This is a genomic window from Desulfuribacillus stibiiarsenatis (assembly GCF_001742305.1).
Taxonomy (GTDB): Bacteria; Bacillota; Bacilli; order Desulfuribacillales; family Desulfuribacillaceae; genus Desulfuribacillus_A; species Desulfuribacillus_A stibiiarsenatis.
In genome coordinates this window covers 355,984-373,990 of sequence record NZ_MJAT01000012.1, presented here as the reverse complement: position 1 = coordinate 373,990, position 18,007 = coordinate 355,984, and the positions used below count along the sequence as shown (strand labels likewise).

At 35.6% G+C, this 18,007-nt stretch carries 19 protein-coding genes; 1 reads left to right on the top strand and 18 read right to left on the bottom strand.

Annotated elements, in window-relative coordinates; genetic code table 11:
- Positions 1-29 precede the first annotated feature (29 nt).
- From BHU72_RS07575 to BHU72_RS07550, 6 genes are all read right to left on the bottom strand, one after another.
- Complete coding sequence (locus BHU72_RS07575; protein ID WP_069702003.1) at positions 30-1,025, bottom strand: M42 family metallopeptidase; 996 nt, start codon at positions 1,023-1,025, stop codon at positions 30-32.
- On the bottom strand, positions 1,025-2,047 hold the full coding sequence (locus BHU72_RS07570; RefSeq protein WP_069702002.1) for a M42 family metallopeptidase: 1,023 nt from the start codon (positions 2,045-2,047) through the stop codon (positions 1,025-1,027). Before BHU72_RS07570 ends, BHU72_RS07575 begins: the two co-directional genes overlap by 1 nt.
- Positions 2,038-3,093, bottom strand: coding sequence for a M42 family metallopeptidase (locus BHU72_RS07565; RefSeq protein WP_069702001.1), 1,056 nt, complete (start codon positions 3,091-3,093; stop codon positions 2,038-2,040). Before BHU72_RS07565 ends, BHU72_RS07570 begins: the two co-directional genes overlap by 10 nt.
- A gap of 68 nt (positions 3,094-3,161) precedes the next feature.
- Complete coding sequence (locus BHU72_RS07560; protein WP_069702000.1) at positions 3,162-3,842, bottom strand: Crp/Fnr family transcriptional regulator; 681 nt, start codon at positions 3,840-3,842, stop codon at positions 3,162-3,164.
- A 110-nt stretch (positions 3,843-3,952) separates the two neighbouring features.
- Positions 3,953-4,723: a CheR family methyltransferase gene (locus BHU72_RS07555; RefSeq protein ID WP_069701999.1), complete on the bottom strand. Its 771-nt coding sequence runs from the start codon at positions 4,721-4,723 to the stop codon at positions 3,953-3,955.
- 43 nt (positions 4,724-4,766) lie between these two features.
- A complete protein-coding gene (locus BHU72_RS07550) occupies positions 4,767-5,828 on the bottom strand; it encodes an HD-GYP domain-containing protein (protein ID WP_069701998.1) in 1,062 nt (353 codons plus the stop codon).
- A 169-nt stretch (positions 5,829-5,997) separates the two neighbouring features.
- Between BHU72_RS07550 and BHU72_RS07545 the strand changes: the two genes are divergently transcribed.
- On the top strand, positions 5,998-6,489 hold the full coding sequence (locus BHU72_RS07545) for a DUF2062 domain-containing protein (protein WP_069701997.1): 492 nt from the start codon (positions 5,998-6,000) through the stop codon (positions 6,487-6,489).
- Positions 6,490-6,519: 30 nt separating this feature from the next.
- Here BHU72_RS07545 and BHU72_RS07540 read toward each other — a convergent pair whose 3' ends face one another.
- The 12 genes from BHU72_RS07540 to BHU72_RS07485 form a co-directional block, all read right to left on the bottom strand.
- Positions 6,520-7,290: an anti-sigma-I factor RsgI family protein gene (locus BHU72_RS07540; RefSeq protein ID WP_069701996.1), complete on the bottom strand. Its 771-nt coding sequence runs from the start codon at positions 7,288-7,290 to the stop codon at positions 6,520-6,522.
- Between the two features lie 128 nt (positions 7,291-7,418).
- Complete coding sequence (gene ndk, locus BHU72_RS07535) at positions 7,419-7,862, bottom strand: nucleoside-diphosphate kinase (RefSeq protein ID WP_069701995.1); 444 nt, start codon at positions 7,860-7,862, stop codon at positions 7,419-7,421.
- An 87-nt stretch (positions 7,863-7,949) separates the two neighbouring features.
- On the bottom strand, positions 7,950-8,924 hold the full coding sequence (locus tag BHU72_RS07530; protein WP_069701994.1) for a polyprenyl synthetase family protein: 975 nt from the start codon (positions 8,922-8,924) through the stop codon (positions 7,950-7,952).
- Between the two features lie 11 nt (positions 8,925-8,935).
- A complete protein-coding gene (mqnC, locus tag BHU72_RS07525) occupies positions 8,936-10,006 on the bottom strand; it encodes a cyclic dehypoxanthinyl futalosine synthase (RefSeq protein ID WP_069701993.1) in 1,071 nt (356 codons plus the stop codon).
- Positions 9,990-10,838 carry a menaquinone biosynthesis protein gene (locus BHU72_RS07520; RefSeq protein WP_069701992.1) on the bottom strand — a complete coding sequence of 283 codons (849 nt, stop codon included), beginning with the start codon at positions 10,836-10,838 and terminating at the stop codon, positions 9,990-9,992. The genes mqnC and BHU72_RS07520 overlap by 17 nt, the downstream gene beginning before the upstream one ends.
- A 1-nt stretch (position 10,839) precedes the next feature.
- The gene (gene mqnE, locus BHU72_RS07515) at positions 10,840-11,949 is read right to left on the bottom strand and encodes an aminofutalosine synthase MqnE (protein WP_069701991.1); all 1,110 of its coding nucleotides are present in this window, start codon (positions 11,947-11,949) and stop codon (positions 10,840-10,842) included.
- 17 nt (positions 11,950-11,966) lie between these two features.
- Positions 11,967-12,581 carry a UbiX family flavin prenyltransferase gene (locus BHU72_RS07510; RefSeq protein ID WP_245671870.1) on the bottom strand — a complete coding sequence of 205 codons (615 nt, stop codon included), beginning with the start codon at positions 12,579-12,581 and terminating at the stop codon, positions 11,967-11,969.
- A 16-nt stretch (positions 12,582-12,597) separates the two neighbouring features.
- Positions 12,598-13,461 carry a UbiA-like polyprenyltransferase gene (locus BHU72_RS07505; protein ID WP_069701990.1) on the bottom strand — a complete coding sequence of 288 codons (864 nt, stop codon included), beginning with the start codon at positions 13,459-13,461 and terminating at the stop codon, positions 12,598-12,600.
- Complete coding sequence (locus BHU72_RS07500) at positions 13,454-14,197, bottom strand: demethylmenaquinone methyltransferase (protein WP_069701989.1); 744 nt, start codon at positions 14,195-14,197, stop codon at positions 13,454-13,456. The genes BHU72_RS07505 and BHU72_RS07500 overlap by 8 nt, the downstream gene beginning before the upstream one ends.
- A gap of 11 nt (positions 14,198-14,208) precedes the next feature.
- Entirely contained in the window at positions 14,209-15,078 is an 870-nt protein-coding gene (locus BHU72_RS07495; RefSeq protein ID WP_069701988.1) for a heptaprenyl diphosphate synthase component 1, read from the bottom strand.
- 158 nt (positions 15,079-15,236) lie between these two features.
- Positions 15,237-16,580, bottom strand: a complete 1,344-nt coding sequence (locus BHU72_RS07490; protein ID WP_069701987.1) for a TldD/PmbA family protein — start codon at positions 16,578-16,580, stop codon at positions 15,237-15,239.
- Between the two features lies 1 nt (position 16,581).
- Positions 16,582-17,976, bottom strand: a complete 1,395-nt coding sequence (locus BHU72_RS07485; RefSeq protein WP_069701986.1) for a TldD/PmbA family protein — start codon at positions 17,974-17,976, stop codon at positions 16,582-16,584.
- Positions 17,977-18,007 lie beyond the last annotated feature (31 nt).

The window sequence follows — 18,007 nt, the reverse complement described above, 5'->3', positions numbered from 1 at the left end:
TACAATAGTTACGAATACTATAAACTATACTATTTGTAACTCTCTATTAATTTTAACCCCAATTGTATCGCATAATGAACATCATGTAAATCAACCATTTCAGATGGACTGTGTACATATCGGCAAGGAATGGAGATGCATCCTGAAGGCACACCATCTTTCGTTAAATGAATAGCACCTGCATCTGTCCCACCATATGGTAAAACTTCTAATTGATAAGGTATCTTGTATTTCTCTGATGTATCAATCATAAAATCTTTTACTACTTGATTCGTTATCATGCTTACATCCTTAATTTTTATCGCTGGGCCTTTGCCTAGATATAAATCTACCTTAGGTGGCTCTGGTGTATCTCCTGCGATTGTTACATCGATTGCTATTGCAATATCTGGATATACTCCATAAGCTGCTGTTTTAGCCCCTCTTAATCCTACTTCTTCTTGCACAGTAAATACGAAATATACGTCATGTGAGGGAACAATACTTTTCATCTGTTTTAGCATTTGAATTTGAATTAAGCAACCAATTCGATCATCCAATGATTTAGCAACAATACGATCTTCTAATGCTAAGAAATCACGATTCACACCACATGAATTGCCGACACTTACTTTTTTTTGTGCTTCTTCTCGACTCTTTACTCCAATATCGATAAATAATTTATAAACATCAATATCCTTCCAGCTTTTGAGTGATTCTACACCAATGACACCTAGAATGCCATTCGCAAATTGAACTCGCTCGCCAACGAGATTATGAACCTTGACTCCACCCATTACGGCGAACCGTAAAAAACCATCTTTATCAATGTGAGTTACCATTAAACCGATTTCATCCATATGAGCTGCAAACATCATTTTCTTTCCATTGGGATTCCCTTTTTTTAGAGCTATTATATTACCAAGAACATCTATTTTTAAATCGTCTATATAATCTTCAATTTCAGAAATTATAATGTTTCGTACATTTATTTCGTTGCCTGGAGGTCCATAGGCTTCAACCAGTTTTTTTAACGTTTCTTTCATTATATAAGTCCTCCTTTTGCTATCTCTTCTATACAGCGATTCGTCAACTCTAAATAATTCTTATAATCTTGTAAGTGAATCATTGAATTTGGTGAATGAATATATCGAATAGGAAGAGAGATAACAGCTGTCAAAACACCTTCATTTGTGATGTGTATTTTCCCTGCATCGTTTCCACCTGTAGCTCCTTCACGTATCTGTACAGGAATGCTATATTGATGTGCTACTTGTAGGATAAATTTTGTAAACATTGGATTCGCAATTGTACTACGATCCATGACAGATATTGCAGGCCCTTTTCCTAATTGTGTAATATATTGATCTTCCTTAGTACCAATCACATCTGATGCAGTAGTACCCTCTAAAACTATTGCAATATCTGGTTTTATGGAATAGGTTGCAACGGTTGCACCACGTAATCCCACCTCTTCTTGGACAGTAAACACTGTATATAGAGGGATATCATATCTTTGTTTTAATATTTCAATCAGCGCAGCACATCCAACACGATCATCAAATGCTTTACCTTTTGCGCAATCTACTCCCATTTTCTGATAATCAGAAATAAATGCTACATAATCACCTATGTTCACTTTCGTTTCTGCTTCTTCTTTTGTTTTCGCGCCAATATCAATATATAGCTGTTCTATCGTTAACGGAATGGTCCGTTCATTAGGGGATTGTAAGTGTATTGCTTTCGCACCTATTACTCCGTAAATTTTCTCTTTGCCAATATGGACTGGTTTGGAAACCAATATGCGACTGTCAATCCCACCTACAGGTCGAAATTTTAACAACCCATTTTTCTCTATACTGACAATCATCAATCCTACTTCGTCCATATGTGCAGCTAGCATAAGTTTAGGCCCTGGTAATGTTGTATTCTTTTTCGCAATGATATTTCCTAACACATCGATTTCGATTTCATCGGCATACGGTTTAATTTCATCAATAATCAATTGTCTGACTTCGTCTTCGCAACCTGACACTCCATTTGCTTCTGTGAGTTTTTTTAATAACATGTCAATCCCTCCACAAATGAAGAATCTATTCTTTGAATCGTTTTTGCTAACAGCTTCCCCCCATTAGATACATCTTTTAAGGATAATGTCTCCACTGATGTGTGCATATATCGTAATGGTATAGATAGTAAGCCAGTTGCTACACCTGACCTGGTGATCTGCATGGCTCGAGCATCAGTTCCTGTCGGTCCCTGAGAAACTTCTATCTGATAAGGGATGTTCTCTTCTTTAGCAGCGTTCACTAGTACGTGATAGACTTTATTATGAATATTCGGACCATAAGCGATCACTGGTCCTTTTCCTAATTCAAAGGCTACATCCGAGGGTACTCCAGGCATCTCTCCATGGCACACATCTACAGCAATTCCTACATCCGGTACAATGCCGTAGGTACTTGTCATAGCTCCCCTAACTCCTACTTCTTCTTGAATTGTAGACACAAAGTATACGTCACATTGAAATCTAATTTTCTTCAATTCTTTTAGCATTTCAAATAAAACGACAAGTCCAGCTCTGTCATCCATCGCTTTACCTGATATGTGTTTTCCTAATAACGATGTAGTTGAGCGTTTAATTGTAGCTGTATCACCAATTCTTACCAATGCTTTCACTTGCTCTTCTGTCATACCTAAATCAATAAAGAGTTCATCTAAAGGTATTGCTTTTTTAGAATCGTCAGGACTTAATAGGTGGGGGGGCTTCGCTCCAAATATACCTAGCAAATCCTCTTTCCCATGGACGATAACTTCCTGCGCAATCACAGTACGTGGGTCTATGCCTCCAACTGAGGTGACTCTTACAAACCCGCCTTTTTCTATTTTGGTAATCATGAAGCCTATTTCATCGGCATGAGCTGCTACCATAACTGATGGTTTTTTTCCAGTTCCCTCGCCAGGAATCATTGCAATTACATTTCCTAAAACATCTGTCTTTATATCTGTAGTATATTTATGGAGTTCTTCAATAACAAATTTCTGAACCTGGTGTTCGTAACCTGATACACCTGTTAATTCTGTTATTCGCTTTAGTAAATCCTTCGTCTTCATACAATCCCCCTTAGAACCAATACTCATCAAAAATACTTATCACTATCTTTACATATCTATGTATACTATCATGCCCATTCTTTTAATTTTTTCATATCGATAATCATTATTTTCCCTTTGTCTACAGAAATGACATTACTTTTTTTCAGATCACTGAGCAGTCGATTCACACTTTCACGAGAAGTTCCTATAAAATTTGCTAACTCTTGGTGAGTTAGTGATAAATCGATTAAAAGCCCTTCAGGAGTATCAATGCCATGCTCTTTAGCAAGTCTCTGTAGCGTACTAACCATACTTCCTAATGTATCTTTTAAAGCCAGATCGCGCATTTGTTGCTGAAATAAACGCAATCTTCTGCTCATTGTCTTAATAAGGGCGATTGCAATTGATGAATTATTCCTAACTAACTGATCGATATCCTTGTTACGAATTAGCCCTGCCTCAGAATCTTCAATTGCCTCCGCAGTTGCGGGGTACGTTCCACCATCAAATAATACAACTTCTGCAAATGTATCGCCTGATTGTCGTATTCCTAAAATCAGTTCTCTACCATCTGCTGTGCTTTTTGATAATTTTACCTTGCCATTAATCACAAAATGAATCGCTTCCCCTGGTTCCCCTTCAACAAACATAATTTGTCTTTTTTTATACTTACGAACTAATACTAGTTCACTGATTTCCGAAAGCCCTTCTTCAGTTAACTCTGAGAATATTGGAATTTGTAATAAATATTTTTTATAATCCCCCATAGTACCTACCTCCAAGTAAATGCATTATCTATATTCTATACAAAAAAATAGATACGTACTAGTAAAAAGCACATATCTATTGCCTAGCGATTGTAAATTTGTTGTGACTCCTAATATTTTTCGTAAAAGAAGGTATCAAGAGCTTTAAAATTATAAGTCTGCGGATTAAAAATCTGCTCTGTACTTCCTACAAATAATACTCCTTCATTCTTTAGTGCACCACTAAATTTCATATATAGCTCATGCTTTGCTTCATCGGTAAAATATATCATTACATTTCTACAGACGATTAGATCATAATTTGTATCAAATTTATCCGCGAGAAGGTTATGTTTTTTAAAAGTGACTAATTTTTTTATGTCATCACTTATGGCATATCCTTTTGCCGTCTCACTAAAATACTTTTTGACAATATGTGGTGGCACTTCTTGTAAAGACCTTTTTACATAAATTCCTTCTTTAGCCTTACTAATAGCTGTTTCATCAATGTCCGTCGCTATTACCTGTACCTGACTCTGCGGTAAAAGCTCTGATAAAATGATCGCTAGTGTATATGGTTCTTCTCCAGTAGAACATGCTGCGCTCCAGACCTTTGGCCTTCGATTATCCTTAATAATTCTTGGTAGAATCTTGTCCTGTAAAATTTGCCAACGATTGGAGTTTCTGAAAAACTCCGATACGTTAATTGTCATGCGATCTAAAAACTCATCGTACAGTTTACGATCTTTGTCTATTGCTTGAAAGAATTCATTAAAGTTTTTATGTCCATGTTTTAAGTATAGCGATGTTAATCTGCGTTTCATTTGTGGTTCTTTGTATTGAGCTAAATCTAAGCCGGTCTTTTTAAATACTTTAGATATAAAATCCTTAAAATCATCCATTTTTATTTACCTCTCCCTATATCATTCATAATAATCTCTGAAACTATGCTAAGACCCTTTTGATAAAAATTGTCGTTTCTTTTGCTAAATCTATTTCAAAAATCTCAGGATCTTGATCCTCTTGACTATATTTTCGAATTACCCTGACAATAGGTCGAGCTGGCAGACCATTGTGCTGGTTAATTACAATTCCAGCATCTCCTGTACTCAGTAACACAGATGATCCCGTAGGATACAAAGCTACACTTTCAAGAAATTTAACTACTACCTTGTGATCAAATCTTGAATTCGTATACCCCATGATAATCTCGCATGCCTCATGAGGAAGTAACATCTCATTTCCTGCAATATTAGAGATTAAGTTATCAAAGTGATTAGCCACTGCTACAATTTTTGCTAAAGGTTGAATTTCTGCCCCCTCTATACCTCTAGGGAAACCCGTTCCATCTATATGTTCATGATGTTGTAAAGGTATATGGGCTGCTACAGTGGTGATATCGTGCCTTTTTCTTAATAAATTAAACCCTTTCCATGTATGATCATCATCTTTGGATGCGTAGGAAGGAATTTTTTTCTTATCTTGAGTACCTGCCTGGTCTTTCACTACTTTCCCAATATCGTGCAAGATTGCGCCCATTGCAAGATCTTTAAGTTGTGTTTGCGTGAGACCTAATTTAATGCCAATAAGAATAGACATAATACACACGTTTTGCGAGTGTACGAATAGCTCATTATCTTCCGTTCTAATATCGGATAAATGAAGTAAGACTTCTTTATTTTTCAATATTTCGTCAATGATGTTGTTCACCGTATTATTGATATCTTTTACATTAATTTCTTTTCCACCTTGAACGCATTGGACAGCAGACGCTAGATTTGACATCGCTTGACGTCGTGTTTCTTCAGAAACAACATCTTCTATTTTCACATCATCCGTATACTTGCTTTCAATATATATCATTTGTACGCCAACGCGTCGCAATTGATTAATCATACCAACTGTCAAATGTACACCTTGTTGTAATAAAGTTCTGCTGTCACTGGCATAGATACTACGTGCCAAAACATGACCAGGCTCGACTGTATCAAGAGACACGTATCGCATAGAATTCTTCCCTTCAAAAAATAATATGTACTTACTCTATTCTAGGATATTTTCTAAAAAAAAGAAAGTAGCTTAAAATATACTATCATTATATTATTTCAATTCAATACATTATGTGTTACTATAAATGTGTATTTACTAATGATTGGTTTGGGGAGAAAATCAACGGATGCTACAATGGATGAAGAAGTTTTACTTATATTATGCTATCCGGTTGCTACGTATTAAAGGTAGCGATGAAAAAATTGCTAGGGGATTCTCCCTAGGAATGATAGTGAATTTTTTCCCAACATTTGGTTTCGGAGTTTTAATATCTCCAGTATTTGCTAGAATATTCGGTGGAAATCCAATAGCAGGCTTAATTGGTGGCGCATCATTAACATTTTTTTGGGCATTTTTATTTTATTTGAATTTCTCTGTTGGGAATTTTATATTAAACATAAACGCACCATTACAGACCTATGATGAGCTTGACGAAACTTTAATTCATACAATCAATCCTGGGACATCTTTTTTTGTGGGAGCAATGATTAATTGTATATTCTTTGGTGGTGCTATTTACTTAATCTTATATTTCTTCCTTAAGAGATATCGTGTAATCTATTTCGAACGCATTAAAATAGCAATTGGAAAGTTAAATTTCATAAGAAGAAAAAAATAACTTCAACTAAAAAACACTGAAGTTATTTTTTTATTTAATGGATATTTCATCAATTTTAGGAATCGTAGGCACTAATGGTGCCTTAGGAGCTTCAATTTTATATTTTTTAACTGTTATTGATTCTTTATTTGAGGCATTTGATGCCTTATTTACTTCTGCTTGTTCTACTATTTTTTCAAGATTATATTGTTGCGAATCATCTAACTGCCTCTTTTGTAATAAATTGAAAGCAAATTTACTAGGAGATACATGATTTTTTTTTGCCCCTTGTATAATAGCTTCATTTACTTCAATTACGTATATATTTTCTATGTTGATACGTTGTTTAAATACATCTAAGATATGACTCTCAATGTCAGAATAGCCATTCCGTTCATTAACAAAATACACTGTAGCAACGAGATCACTCGCAGGTAGCGATAAATGATTTGCCTTATTGTAATCTAAAATTTGCTGCAAAGCATTTTCGAAAGGATTTCCTAGAACACTTATTGCAAGGACGAGTGATTTTCCATGTTCATTTAGACCTAATGCCGATAGTATTTGATAGTCTTTATTAATCGTTAATTCCACACTAGAGTAAGAATCAATTGTAACAATCGCATAGGGTTGTAAATCAAGTTCTTGACTTGTTACATCTTCTAGATTCGATGGAGTTTCAGGTTCGTCTATTATATGACTTGAGAGATGAGTGGTATCGTCAAGAAAGTAATATAGCCCTCCAGCTGTCCATGCACAAACAAAGAGAATAGTCACCACTATTTTAGCCAAGTTTCTTTTATTCGATATCGGTTGCTTCATAAAAAACCTCGCCTTCGTGCTTTTTACAAAATTTAAAATCCATATACCTAATTATAAGGGATAAGAATAAAAAAAACTACAAATAGCGGAAACACACTACTTGTAGTTTTATGCAACTATGTAAAATATTAAATCCACTTGCTAACTGTTACATCATATTGAGTTAGTTCTTCATTTTTGAACCATAGGTTAATTTCGCGCTCAGCGCTCTCTAGTGAATCAGAACCATGAATAATGTTCATACCAATATTAACAGCATAGTCTCCACGAATAGTACCAGGAGCAGAGTCCTTAGGATTCGTTGCACCCATCATTGTTCTAGCAGATGTAACAACATTATTCCCTTCTAATACCATTGCAAAAACTGGGCTTGAAGTAATAAAGTCAACTAATTCGCCAAAGAAAGGACGCTCTTTATGTTGCTCGTAATGCTCTTCAGCTAGTTCCTTCGATACTTGTAATAATTTAGCACCTACAATTTTAAAACCTTTTTTCTCAAATCTACTTACAACCTCACCAACAATGCATCTTTGAACGCCATCTGGTTTTACCATTACAAAAGTTCTTTCCATCTTTTAAATCCTCCATTATCTCTAATTAATAATTGACTCAACAAAAAACATCCTACCAAAAACCCAGAGTTTATGCAACTTACAATTCTAATAATCTCTCTTGCCTATAAAAGCAGCTATGTCATACATGTGTTTTCTTGCAGGTATATCTGGAAGTTCTTGTAGTACATCAAAAGCTTTTGCTAAGTATTGATCGCTTAATTTCGTAGAGAATTCTAATCCTCCACTTTGTTTTACAAGTTGTATCGCATGTTCTATATTGTTTGCTAACTTAGGTGAAGCAATTAGATTCCTTAACTCTTTAGCTAGCATAGGATTTTCTTTCTGTTGTAAAGCATAGATTACAGGCAAAGTAATATTTCCTTGCTTTAAGTCGCTACCTGCTGGTTTTCCTAACTGTTCACTCGTTGCCGTAAAATCTAAAATATCATCAGTAATTTGAAATGCCATACCTACATTATAACCGAACCTTTTAATATTAATGATATGTTGTCTTGGCGTATCCACTGCCAAAGCCCCAAGCTGACAGCTCACTGAAATTAGTAGGGCAGTTTTCCGCTTAATTCTTTTTAGATAGTTAGGTAAATCTTGATCAACGTTATAAAAATCTCTAATTTGCTCAATTTCACCCTCTACCATCTGTACAATTGCTTTTGACAAAATCTTGTGTATTTCTTGATTGTCAAATTGAGAAATCAAGATTAGTGACCGCGCTAGGATATAATCGCCTGTGTACATGGCCGTAAGATTATCCCATTGCGCTTTCACTGTAGGGTATCCTCTTCTTGTATCTGCATTATCTATCACATCATCATGTACTAAAGAAGCCATATGAATCAGTTCTAAAGTGATAGCTACCTTGCTAAGCTTATCAAAATCATAGTTCCCGAATTTTCCTGCTAGCAGCACAAAAATAGGGCGGATCCTTTTACCGCCAGCTTCTAATAAATGCTGCGCTGTTTGTTTTAGCAACAAATGATCAGAATCGACTTCCTTTTGGAGTTGATTCTCGATTTTTATTAATTCTGGTCTTAGCTTATTGTATAAGTTCACTAGTTTCATATTTTTCCACCTTAGTAGGTCTCAATGATTTCGTATTTTGTGTTACGTTTTGCTGGAGTATATCCTGTATCTTTAATAAGCGTTAAGATTTCCTGTAAAGGAACTTTATTTTGTGTGCCAGCTGCCCGTACTACATTTTCCTCTAACATTGTACCTCCAAAATCATTACCACCAAAGTATAATGCAATTTGTGCCATTTTACCACCTTGGGTTACCCAAGAAGCTTGTATGTTCGGCACATTATCGAGATAAATTCTTGAAATAGCCAGCGTCCTTAAGTAATCATACGAAGTGGATGCTTTACCACCTAACTCCGTAAAATTCGGCTGAAAACTCCAAGGAATAAATGCTGTGAATCCTCCCGTTTCATCCTGTAAGTCACGTATCCTTTGAAAATGTTCTATCCTCTCTTGGTAAGTCTCACCTAGACCAAACACCATCGTTGCTGTAGATTTCATTCCAAGATGGTGAGCAACACGCATCACTTCAATCCATTGATCCGCACTAATTTTATTGGGACTGACTCTTTTTCTTACACGATCTACAAGTATCTCTGCACCGCCACCAGGAATCGAATCTAGACCATAAGCTTTTAACTCACTTATTACTTTCTCCAATGTCAAACCAGAAATCTTAGAGAAGTGCCAAATTTCTGGCGGTGAAAAAGAATGAATATGAATGACTGGGTATTTTTCTTTAATGTTTCTGATTAATTCTAAATAGTATTCAAAGGGTAAGGTGGGATGAGTGCCACCTTGCATCAAAATCTGTGTGCCACCATGGGCGATTGTTTCCTCAATTTTCTCATAAATTTGTTCATAAGAAAGTACGTACCCTTCAGTATCTTGCTCTGTTTTATAAAAAGCACAAAACTTACACTTCGTATCACATATGTTAGTATAATTTATGTTCCTATCAATGACAAAGGTTATAATACCGTCCTTATTTCTATGTTGCATATTCTTTCTTGCTACAAATCCTAAATCTAGTAAGTCACCAGAATCAAATAATTGTTCTGCCTCGAGATTCGTAACTCGCTGCATCTGTAGTGCTTTATGTAAAATTTCATCGATTGGATTCATTTGCTTCCCTCCAGACTTCTACTTCCACTGGTTCTGGTAGATAACCGCACTCAAATGCATCATAGAAAAATTTATTCAGGCTATCGATCATAGGTTGGTCAAAATCATAAATTAAGCCTTCATAATAGTTTTTCCAGAATTGGTGTCCACGTTCGAATTTCTTATTTGCAATATCTATAATTGTATTTAAGTCTTCTTTTCCTAATTGCTTACAATCAATGAATGCGTGATAAACATCTAAAAGTGACTCCCTAAACTTTTCTATAGAACTTTTTCGAACTGCCCATACAGCAAAAGTCATACTTAACCCTGTTAATTGTCTCCATAACTCACCAAGGTCGTATATGAACAGATTATTGTCTAATATTACTTGTTCGTCAACAAACGCATCGTCCCCGATTAAAAGAGAAGCATCATGATATTCTAGCATGTTAGTTAAGTTTGGTAACATTACGTCATAGTTCGCATCGATATGATAATACTTTTCTAGAATTATTTTCAAGAGATGAATGGATGTAGCTGATGTGTTAGTTAAAGCTATATTTGAATCCTGTAATAGATCTATAGGCTTCTTTGAAATGAGAAAAATAGAACGAACTTTCCCATAGGAAGAAACAGATAAATTAGGTAATAATAAATATTCGCTTGCATTTTGAGCATATGCAAAAGATGAAATTGGCCCAACATCAATTTCTCCTTTTGCTAATAATTCATTTAATACAGCCGGAACTTTATTCACTACTTCTACATTCTCTGGTTTCATCTGATCGAAATAATGATAAATCGGTAAAATATTCAGAAAATCTATACGGCCCACTTTAATCTTTGTCATATTAAAACTCCTGATTGACAATGTTATATAAAGTATCTCTTTCAATCGGTTTTCTACCAGCGTCTTTAATCATCTTTACAATGTCTGCTTTTGATAAACCCTGTTCAGTTTCCCCTCCTGCAGCATGAGTAATACGCTCTTCGATAATCGTACCATCAATATCGTCTACACCAAAACGCAAAGAGATTTGTGCAATTTTGGGTCCAACCATAATCCAAAACGCTTTAATATGGTCAAAGTTATCTAACATCAATCTCGAAATCGCTAGCATCTTTAAGTCTTCGATTCCAGTCGTGCGACTTAAGCCTACTAACTCTCCGGAAAGTTCCGTATTTTTAGGATGGAAAGCTAATGGGATAAATGTAAGGAATCCACCTGTTTCATCTTGTAGTTCTCTAAGCTTTATGAAATGGTCAACCCTCTCTTCGTAGGTCTCGACATGCCCATACAATAACGTAGCATTACTACGCATACCAAGTTGATGAGCGGTTCTATGTACCTCTAGCCATTGTTCACCACTTATTTTTTCTGGACAAATCTTATCCCTAACTCGTTTCGCGAATACCTCCGCACCTCCACCAGGCAAAGACCCTAAACCAGCATTTTTCAAGCGACTTAATACTTCTGCGATTGTTAATTGATTTTCCTGAGCATAATAGTGTATTTCTACGGCTGTAAATGCTTGTAGGTGGACGGTTGGCATAATTTTTGACAATCTTTGTAGCATTTCTTCATAAAATTCTAATGAAAGCTCAGGGTTTAGACCGCCTACGATATGTAATTCTGTAATGTTTGCTTTCATTGACTCTTTGGCTCTCTTTTCTATTTCTTCAAGAGTCATCGTATAAGAAGTAATATCTTCTTTATCTACACCAAATGCACATAGTTTGCAACGTGTAACGCATATGTTCGTGTGGTTAATATGACGATTGACTATAAAAAATGCATTATCTTTATGTTTTTTCTCACGAACGAAATTTGCCATATATCCAATTTCTAATAAATCTTTAGATGCAAATAAACGAAGTCCATCTTCTTTCGTAAGACGAATTCCGTTCTTCACCTTTTGCCATATATCATATAAGTTGTTTTGCTCAGTTATGATTTCCATTATTTGTACCTCCTGAATTATTCTCCCCAGCGTTTAAATAGCTGATGTTCAATCATTAGTTGGTCCAGTATTTTTCCTACCAAAAACAAGACAATATCTTTTATTGACTGTGGCTGATGATAAAAGGCTGGCATAGCTGGTAAAATAGTTGCCCCTGCGTCAACAACCGATAGCATATTTTTCAAGTGGATGCGATTCAGAGGAGTCTCTCGTGGAACTATGATAAGTTTTCTGCCCTCTTTCAAAGCTGTATCCGCTACTCTTTCTAATAAGTTTTTTGATGCACCATTAGCAATAGCTGATAATGTCCCCATCGTACACGGTAAAATTACCATACCATCTATGAAATAAGAGCCACTCGCAATACAAGCGGCAAAATCATTCATCTCATGAATATTCAAATTATGATCTTCTGTATCAATCTTTAGCTGTGTGAGCAAATCTGTTATATTCTTACCCATTAGCTCTTTCGAATTAAAGTGTAAGAGTTCATGCCCAATTACCAAACGTCCAGCGTCTGTAACGAGGAGATGAATTTCAATATTATTTTGAAGTAAAAATTTGATTAACTCAATAGCATAGATACTTCCACTAGCACCAGTAATCCCAACTACTATTTTCCGTTGTTTCAAATCTACCACCAATTTTCTATAGTAAGATATCAAGCAGTGTAAAAGTAAAGACTACAACACTTAAGATTCCATTCATAGTGAAGAAAGCTGTATTTAATTTCGATAAATCATCATGTTTCACTAAAGTATGCTCATAATGAAGAATTAAATTCGCAATAAAAGCTCCAATTGCGTACCACCAACTTAGCGGGTACACAAGAAGCCAGCTAAATAATAATATTGCTGTTATTCCATGCATAATTCGTGCAGATAATAGTGCCTTTTTAATACCAAATCTTACGGGTATACTATGTAGTTTTCTCATTTTATCAAACTCGAAGTCTTGGCAAGCATAAATAATATCAAACCCTGCTGTCCAAAGGGTTACAGTTACAAAAATAATCCATGCCTCCGCTGGTAATGTTCCGGTAGCTCCTACCCAACCACCTAGCGGGGCTAGTCCAATAGCAGCGCCTAACACTACATGGCAAAGCCATGTGAATCGCTTAGTATACGAATATAATACTAATACAAAAACAGCAATAGGTAAAAGTTTTATCGCTAATGAATTTAACTGATACGCCGCAAAAAACAAAATAGCAAAAGAAATCACTGTAAATATTAACACATCACGAACAGATATTTTACCTGCTGGAATTTCTCTGTTCGCTGTTCTAGGATTCACCGCATCAATCGACCGATCAATGAGACGGTTTAGTGCCATCGCAGCACTTCTAGCACCCACCATAGCAACTGTAATCCAAAAAATCGTATAGATAGAAGGGATTTCTCCATATGTAATAATACTACCAATAAAAGCACCGATAAAAGCAAATGGTAGAGCAAAAATTGTATGTTCAAACTTAATCATATTTAAAATATCTTTAACTTTTTTATACATTGAAATCCTCTTTCTCTTCAATGATATTATTACGCTTAGTTCCAATGTGTAGTGCTACAATTCCACCAGTCAGTTGATATACTTCCGTATCCATATTTAATTCTTCAAATATATTTTTAAGCTGTATATGATCAGGAAAGTTTTTCAGAGATTCTGGTAACCATTGATAAGGTTCTGCTTTCCCCACAGCTAACTTGCCCATAATTGGTAATAAATGATTAAAGTACAAGTAATATAGGGATCGAAAAGGTGGCCAAGTTGGTTTTGATAACTCTAGAGATACAACTTTTCCACCTGGTTTTACAACTCTTTGCATCTCTGATAAAACTTGTTTAATATCAGGAACGTTCCGTAATGCAAAGCCTATAGTTGCGAAATCAAAAGAATTATCATCAAATGGGATTTCCATTGCATTACCGTGAATTAATTCTATAACATCGCGATACTTACTTTCCGCAATTTTCTTTTCTGCAACATCCAGCATACTCTCACAAAAATCAAGCCCTACGATTCTACCTTGACTCCCAACGGATTGCGCTAATGATAAAGCCCAATCTCCGGTTCCAGTACATAAATCAATAGCACTTTGGCCCTTTTTAACATTCATTTTTCCCATTGTGAACTTTCGCCAAGCCTTATGGCGATTAAAGCTTAATATCGTATTCATAATATCGTATTTACTTGCTATTGAAGAGAACACTGAATGGACCAGCTCTTCTTTTTTCTGTTGCTGCATCTAGCTACCTCCTATTCATGTGCTAACGAATGATTCATTGTATGTTGAAATAATTGATTCACGCACTTGCGAACTTCATCTTTTACAAACTTCGTTTGCAATTGGTCAATGCATTGTATTGCGCGATTGGAGAACTGTTCCGCGTAATGATTAATAATTGCTTGTATGTTATATTTGACTAAAACTGCTGTGAGTTTTTCCTTATTATTTAGGATATTAGAAAATTCGTTTTTTTCTTCAGTATTTAATTTTTGATATAACAGTACTATTTTAAAAGATAACACTCCATTATAAGTGGGAACCATTTGTACTTGCTCTTCCAGCAAAGCTTGAACTAACGATACATTTGAGCATATTTCATACCAAATATCTCTTTCGATAGCATATTCATCTACTAAGTGTCCTAAGATAGAGGCATGTATCTTTTCAAGCCAAGCTATATACACGCTAGGTGTAATATCTTGAATATTGGCGTAGTGTCTACTCATTTTTGCTTCATTAATTTCCTGAATCGCTTTAGCAAGAATCTTTATTGCAGGAATTAGATTATGATCTGCCAATATTTTATAGTATTTACTACTATAAAAGTCTCCTGCTAATACTGTTAATTGTCGTTTTGTAATCTCCGCCTGATGAACTGCTTCGATTTTTTCATGTGTCTTAATACCAGAATCAACAAGTTCACTTGCTATGCATAACGTGTGTATTTGTTTCATCGGTAATCCACTTGACTGTAACATGAGATGAATTAAAATAGCCTTGTAATCATCCGCATTTTTATATTCTATATATTGATCTAACAAGTCATTTTTACTTTGATATATGAACGATTGCTGTACTTCATCCATGTGTTTTTGTATGATGCCTTGTACTACTTGCACGCATACTCCTCCAATACGTATCTTCATTTGATTTCAAGAGAAAAACCTAAATTTAACTATACCACCATTAAAATAATTTGCCAACAAGTAAAAAGAGTCTAGTTTTAGTATAGACTCTTTTTACAATTATAATATAATTCGTATTAAGAAAATCATTCTTACATTCCACTAATGGCTAATTCATTTACTTTGATGGTTGGGCATCCGAAGGAACCCATAATCGGAATGATTTCCATATCGTTACCAACCATCTCAATATCCTTTAACATCGATATTATATTACCTGCTATGGTCACTTCTCGAACAGATGTTGTGAATTCCCCATTTTCTATCCATCTACCTGTAGCACCAACAGAGAAGTCTCCTGTAATTGGATTCGCACCACCTGTTACTAGTCCTGAAACTTCCATGACATAAAATCCATTTTTCACAGATCCAATAATATCCTGTTTCGATGAAGTTCCATTTTCTAAGTAGAAATTTGTCGTTGAAAGAGATGGTGTAGATCTATATGATCTCGAAGCATTCCCTGTAGACCTCACTTTATCTTTTCTAGCAGTATACGTGTCATACATATAGTCTTTTAACACACCATTTTGGATGAGATGTGTCGTACTAGAAGGTACTCCTTCTCCATCAAATGGTGAAGTAGCCAATCCCTTTTCATACAATCCATCATCAATAATCGAAACTAACGGACTAGCTATATATTGGTTCTTTTTATCTTTAAAAAGCGATCTTCCTTTTTGTACAGCATCCGCGGATAACGAATTTGCTAAGATGTACATAAACATCATACCAACTTTTTTATCAAATACAATATTTGCTTTTTGTGACTTGATTTTCTTACCACCAAGTAAAATTAGTGCCGTATCACATGCTTCTTGTACTGCAATATCAGGGTCTAATTGATGAAAGTTACGACTAAAGGTCATACCTCCCCCTGTCTGCATTTCCCCGACACGCTCAGCGGCTACATATACTCCTCCATAACAGTAGTTACTTTTAAAACTACCATCAAACCCTTTCGAGTTAAGTAATTGAATGCTGGTCACTTGATCTGCAAAGGAAGCCTGTACTACTTTTGTAATTTCTGAGTCGTAATCCTTTGCTTGTTTTTCTAAATCCATTAGGAACTTAATCTTTTGCTCCATACTGATTTCTTTATAATTTTCATGATATATAGCTTCAATACTTTGGTAATTTTGCTTCTCTGGCAATCCATTAAACTCATCTGGTGGACAAATTGTTGCATTTTCAATCGCTTCTTCCACTACTTTTTGGATCGTTTCAGTTGTTAAATCAGATGTATAAGCAAAACCCATACCTTTTTTTATAAACACACGTATACCGACCCCTTTAGAAGTCGCTGACGTTAATGCTTCTACTTTTTGTTCATATACTTTTATGTTGTTCGTCGCAGAGTGCTCATAAATGATTTCGACTTCTTCTGCTCCTTTTTGCAACGCATATTCTATCCATTGGTTCCAATTATTACTCACATTACTTCCCCCCTTTGATTTCAGTTCCGCCTATAGTACACTCACTTATACGTAAAGTAGGCTGACCAACACCAGCGGGTACATTTTGTCCGCTTTTACCACACATCCCTGGAGCAAGCTCAAGATCGTTTCCAACCATATCAATTTTCTTTAATACCTCTGGACCGTTGCCTATTAGAGTGGCTCCCCTTACAGGTTCAGCAATCTGACCATTACGAATCATATAACCCTCAGATACCACAAAGGTAAAATCTCCTGTAGCAGGATTCACCTGTCCTCCACTAAGGCGTTTCGCAAAAAAACCTTCCTTTGTAGTACTAATAATATCTTGAGGATTTGAATTCCCTCTATCAATATAAGTATTTGTCATACGAGGGATTGGAATATGCTGATATGACATTCTTCGACCATTACCAGTGGATTTTCGACCTTCTACTAATGCACGCTTATAATCGTACATGTAATCTTGTAGGATTCCATCTTTAATTAAAACATTTGATTGTGCGGGATGACCCTCATCATCTATATGGTATGACCCCCAACCATTTACGATTAGAGAACTATCGATGGCTGTTATTAATGGAGAGGCCACCTGTTTGCCCACTAAATCTTTATATACACTGGTTCCTTTTTGAATGGCATCCGCCTCTAGTGGATGACCGCAAGCTTCATGAAACAAAACCCCTCCAAATCCATTTGAAATAACAACAGGTAGGCTGCCCGATGGAGCGGGACTTGCATCTAACATCGTAACTGCAATACGTGCCGCTTCTATACCTACACTCTCTGGGGAAACTGTATCAAATAGTTCACTGCCAATCATTTGACCCGGACCATAATAACCTGTTTGCATGATACCATCTTTCATTGCAACAGATTGAACACTTAATCTTGTATGAATTCTTTCATCTTCAGCGAATAAACCATTCGAATTTACGATTTTTATGTTCTGAATAGAGTCTGTGTAGCCGACCATTACTTGTGAAATATAAGGACTATATTTTCTCGCAGCTTGATCTGCTTGTAGTACCCAATTTACCTTGTCGCGCTTTTCAATAGTTTCAGGCCTGATTTTAATGTTATGTATCTTATCAAAGTGATATTTATTCAAGTTAATTGCATGATTAATTTTATTTTTCGCTGCACTTCCTGCTACTCTAGCGGCCTCTAGCAGGGCTTCTTCGCTAATATCATCCGAGAATGCATAAGATATGGTATCCTTATCTATGACGCGAATACCAACACCTAAATCAAAACCAGAAATAATTCTCTCTATTTTACCATCTTCACAAGTGATAGCTTGTCTTATTTTATGTTCAAAGTATGCTTCTGCAAATTCTCCACCGTTCTTTAAAGCTTCTTGTACAACTTTTTTCAATAAATCAGCTTCTATCATAATAATCCCCCCTATATCATCATTATTATTT

Coding starts and splice junctions, on each gene's coding strand:
- BHU72_RS07575 (WP_069702003.1), bottom strand. CDS start 1,025: ATGAAAGAAACGTTAAAAAAACTGGTTGAAGCCTATGGACCTCCAGGC.
- BHU72_RS07570 (WP_069702002.1), bottom strand. CDS start 2,047: ATGTTATTAAAAAAACTCACAGAAGCAAATGGAGTGTCAGGTTGCGAA.
- BHU72_RS07565 (WP_069702001.1), bottom strand. CDS start 3,093: ATGAAGACGAAGGATTTACTAAAGCGAATAACAGAATTAACAGGTGTA.
- BHU72_RS07560 (WP_069702000.1), bottom strand. CDS start 3,842: ATGGGGGATTATAAAAAATATTTATTACAAATTCCAATATTCTCAGAG.
- BHU72_RS07555 (WP_069701999.1), bottom strand. CDS start 4,723: ATGGATGATTTTAAGGATTTTATATCTAAAGTATTTAAAAAGACCGGC.
- BHU72_RS07550 (WP_069701998.1), bottom strand. CDS start 5,828: ATGCGATACGTGTCTCTTGATACAGTCGAGCCTGGTCATGTTTTGGCA.
- BHU72_RS07545 (WP_069701997.1), top strand. CDS start 5,998: ATGCTACAATGGATGAAGAAGTTTTACTTATATTATGCTATCCGGTTG.
- BHU72_RS07540 (WP_069701996.1), bottom strand. CDS start 7,290: ATGAAGCAACCGATATCGAATAAAAGAAACTTGGCTAAAATAGTGGTG.
- ndk (WP_069701995.1), bottom strand. CDS start 7,862: ATGGAAAGAACTTTTGTAATGGTAAAACCAGATGGCGTTCAAAGATGC.
- BHU72_RS07530 (WP_069701994.1), bottom strand. CDS start 8,924: ATGAAACTAGTGAACTTATACAATAAGCTAAGACCAGAATTAATAAAA.
- mqnC (WP_069701993.1), bottom strand. CDS start 10,006: ATGAATCCAATCGATGAAATTTTACATAAAGCACTACAGATGCAGCGA.
- BHU72_RS07520 (WP_069701992.1), bottom strand. CDS start 10,838: ATGACAAAGATTAAAGTGGGCCGTATAGATTTTCTGAATATTTTACCG.
- mqnE (WP_069701991.1), bottom strand. CDS start 11,949: ATGGAAATCATAACTGAGCAAAACAACTTATATGATATATGGCAAAAG.
- BHU72_RS07505 (WP_069701990.1), bottom strand. CDS start 13,461: ATGTATAAAAAAGTTAAAGATATTTTAAATATGATTAAGTTTGAACAT.
- BHU72_RS07500 (WP_069701989.1), bottom strand. CDS start 14,197: ATGCAGCAACAGAAAAAAGAAGAGCTGGTCCATTCAGTGTTCTCTTCA.
- BHU72_RS07485 (WP_069701986.1), bottom strand. CDS start 17,976: ATGATAGAAGCTGATTTATTGAAAAAAGTTGTACAAGAAGCTTTAAAG.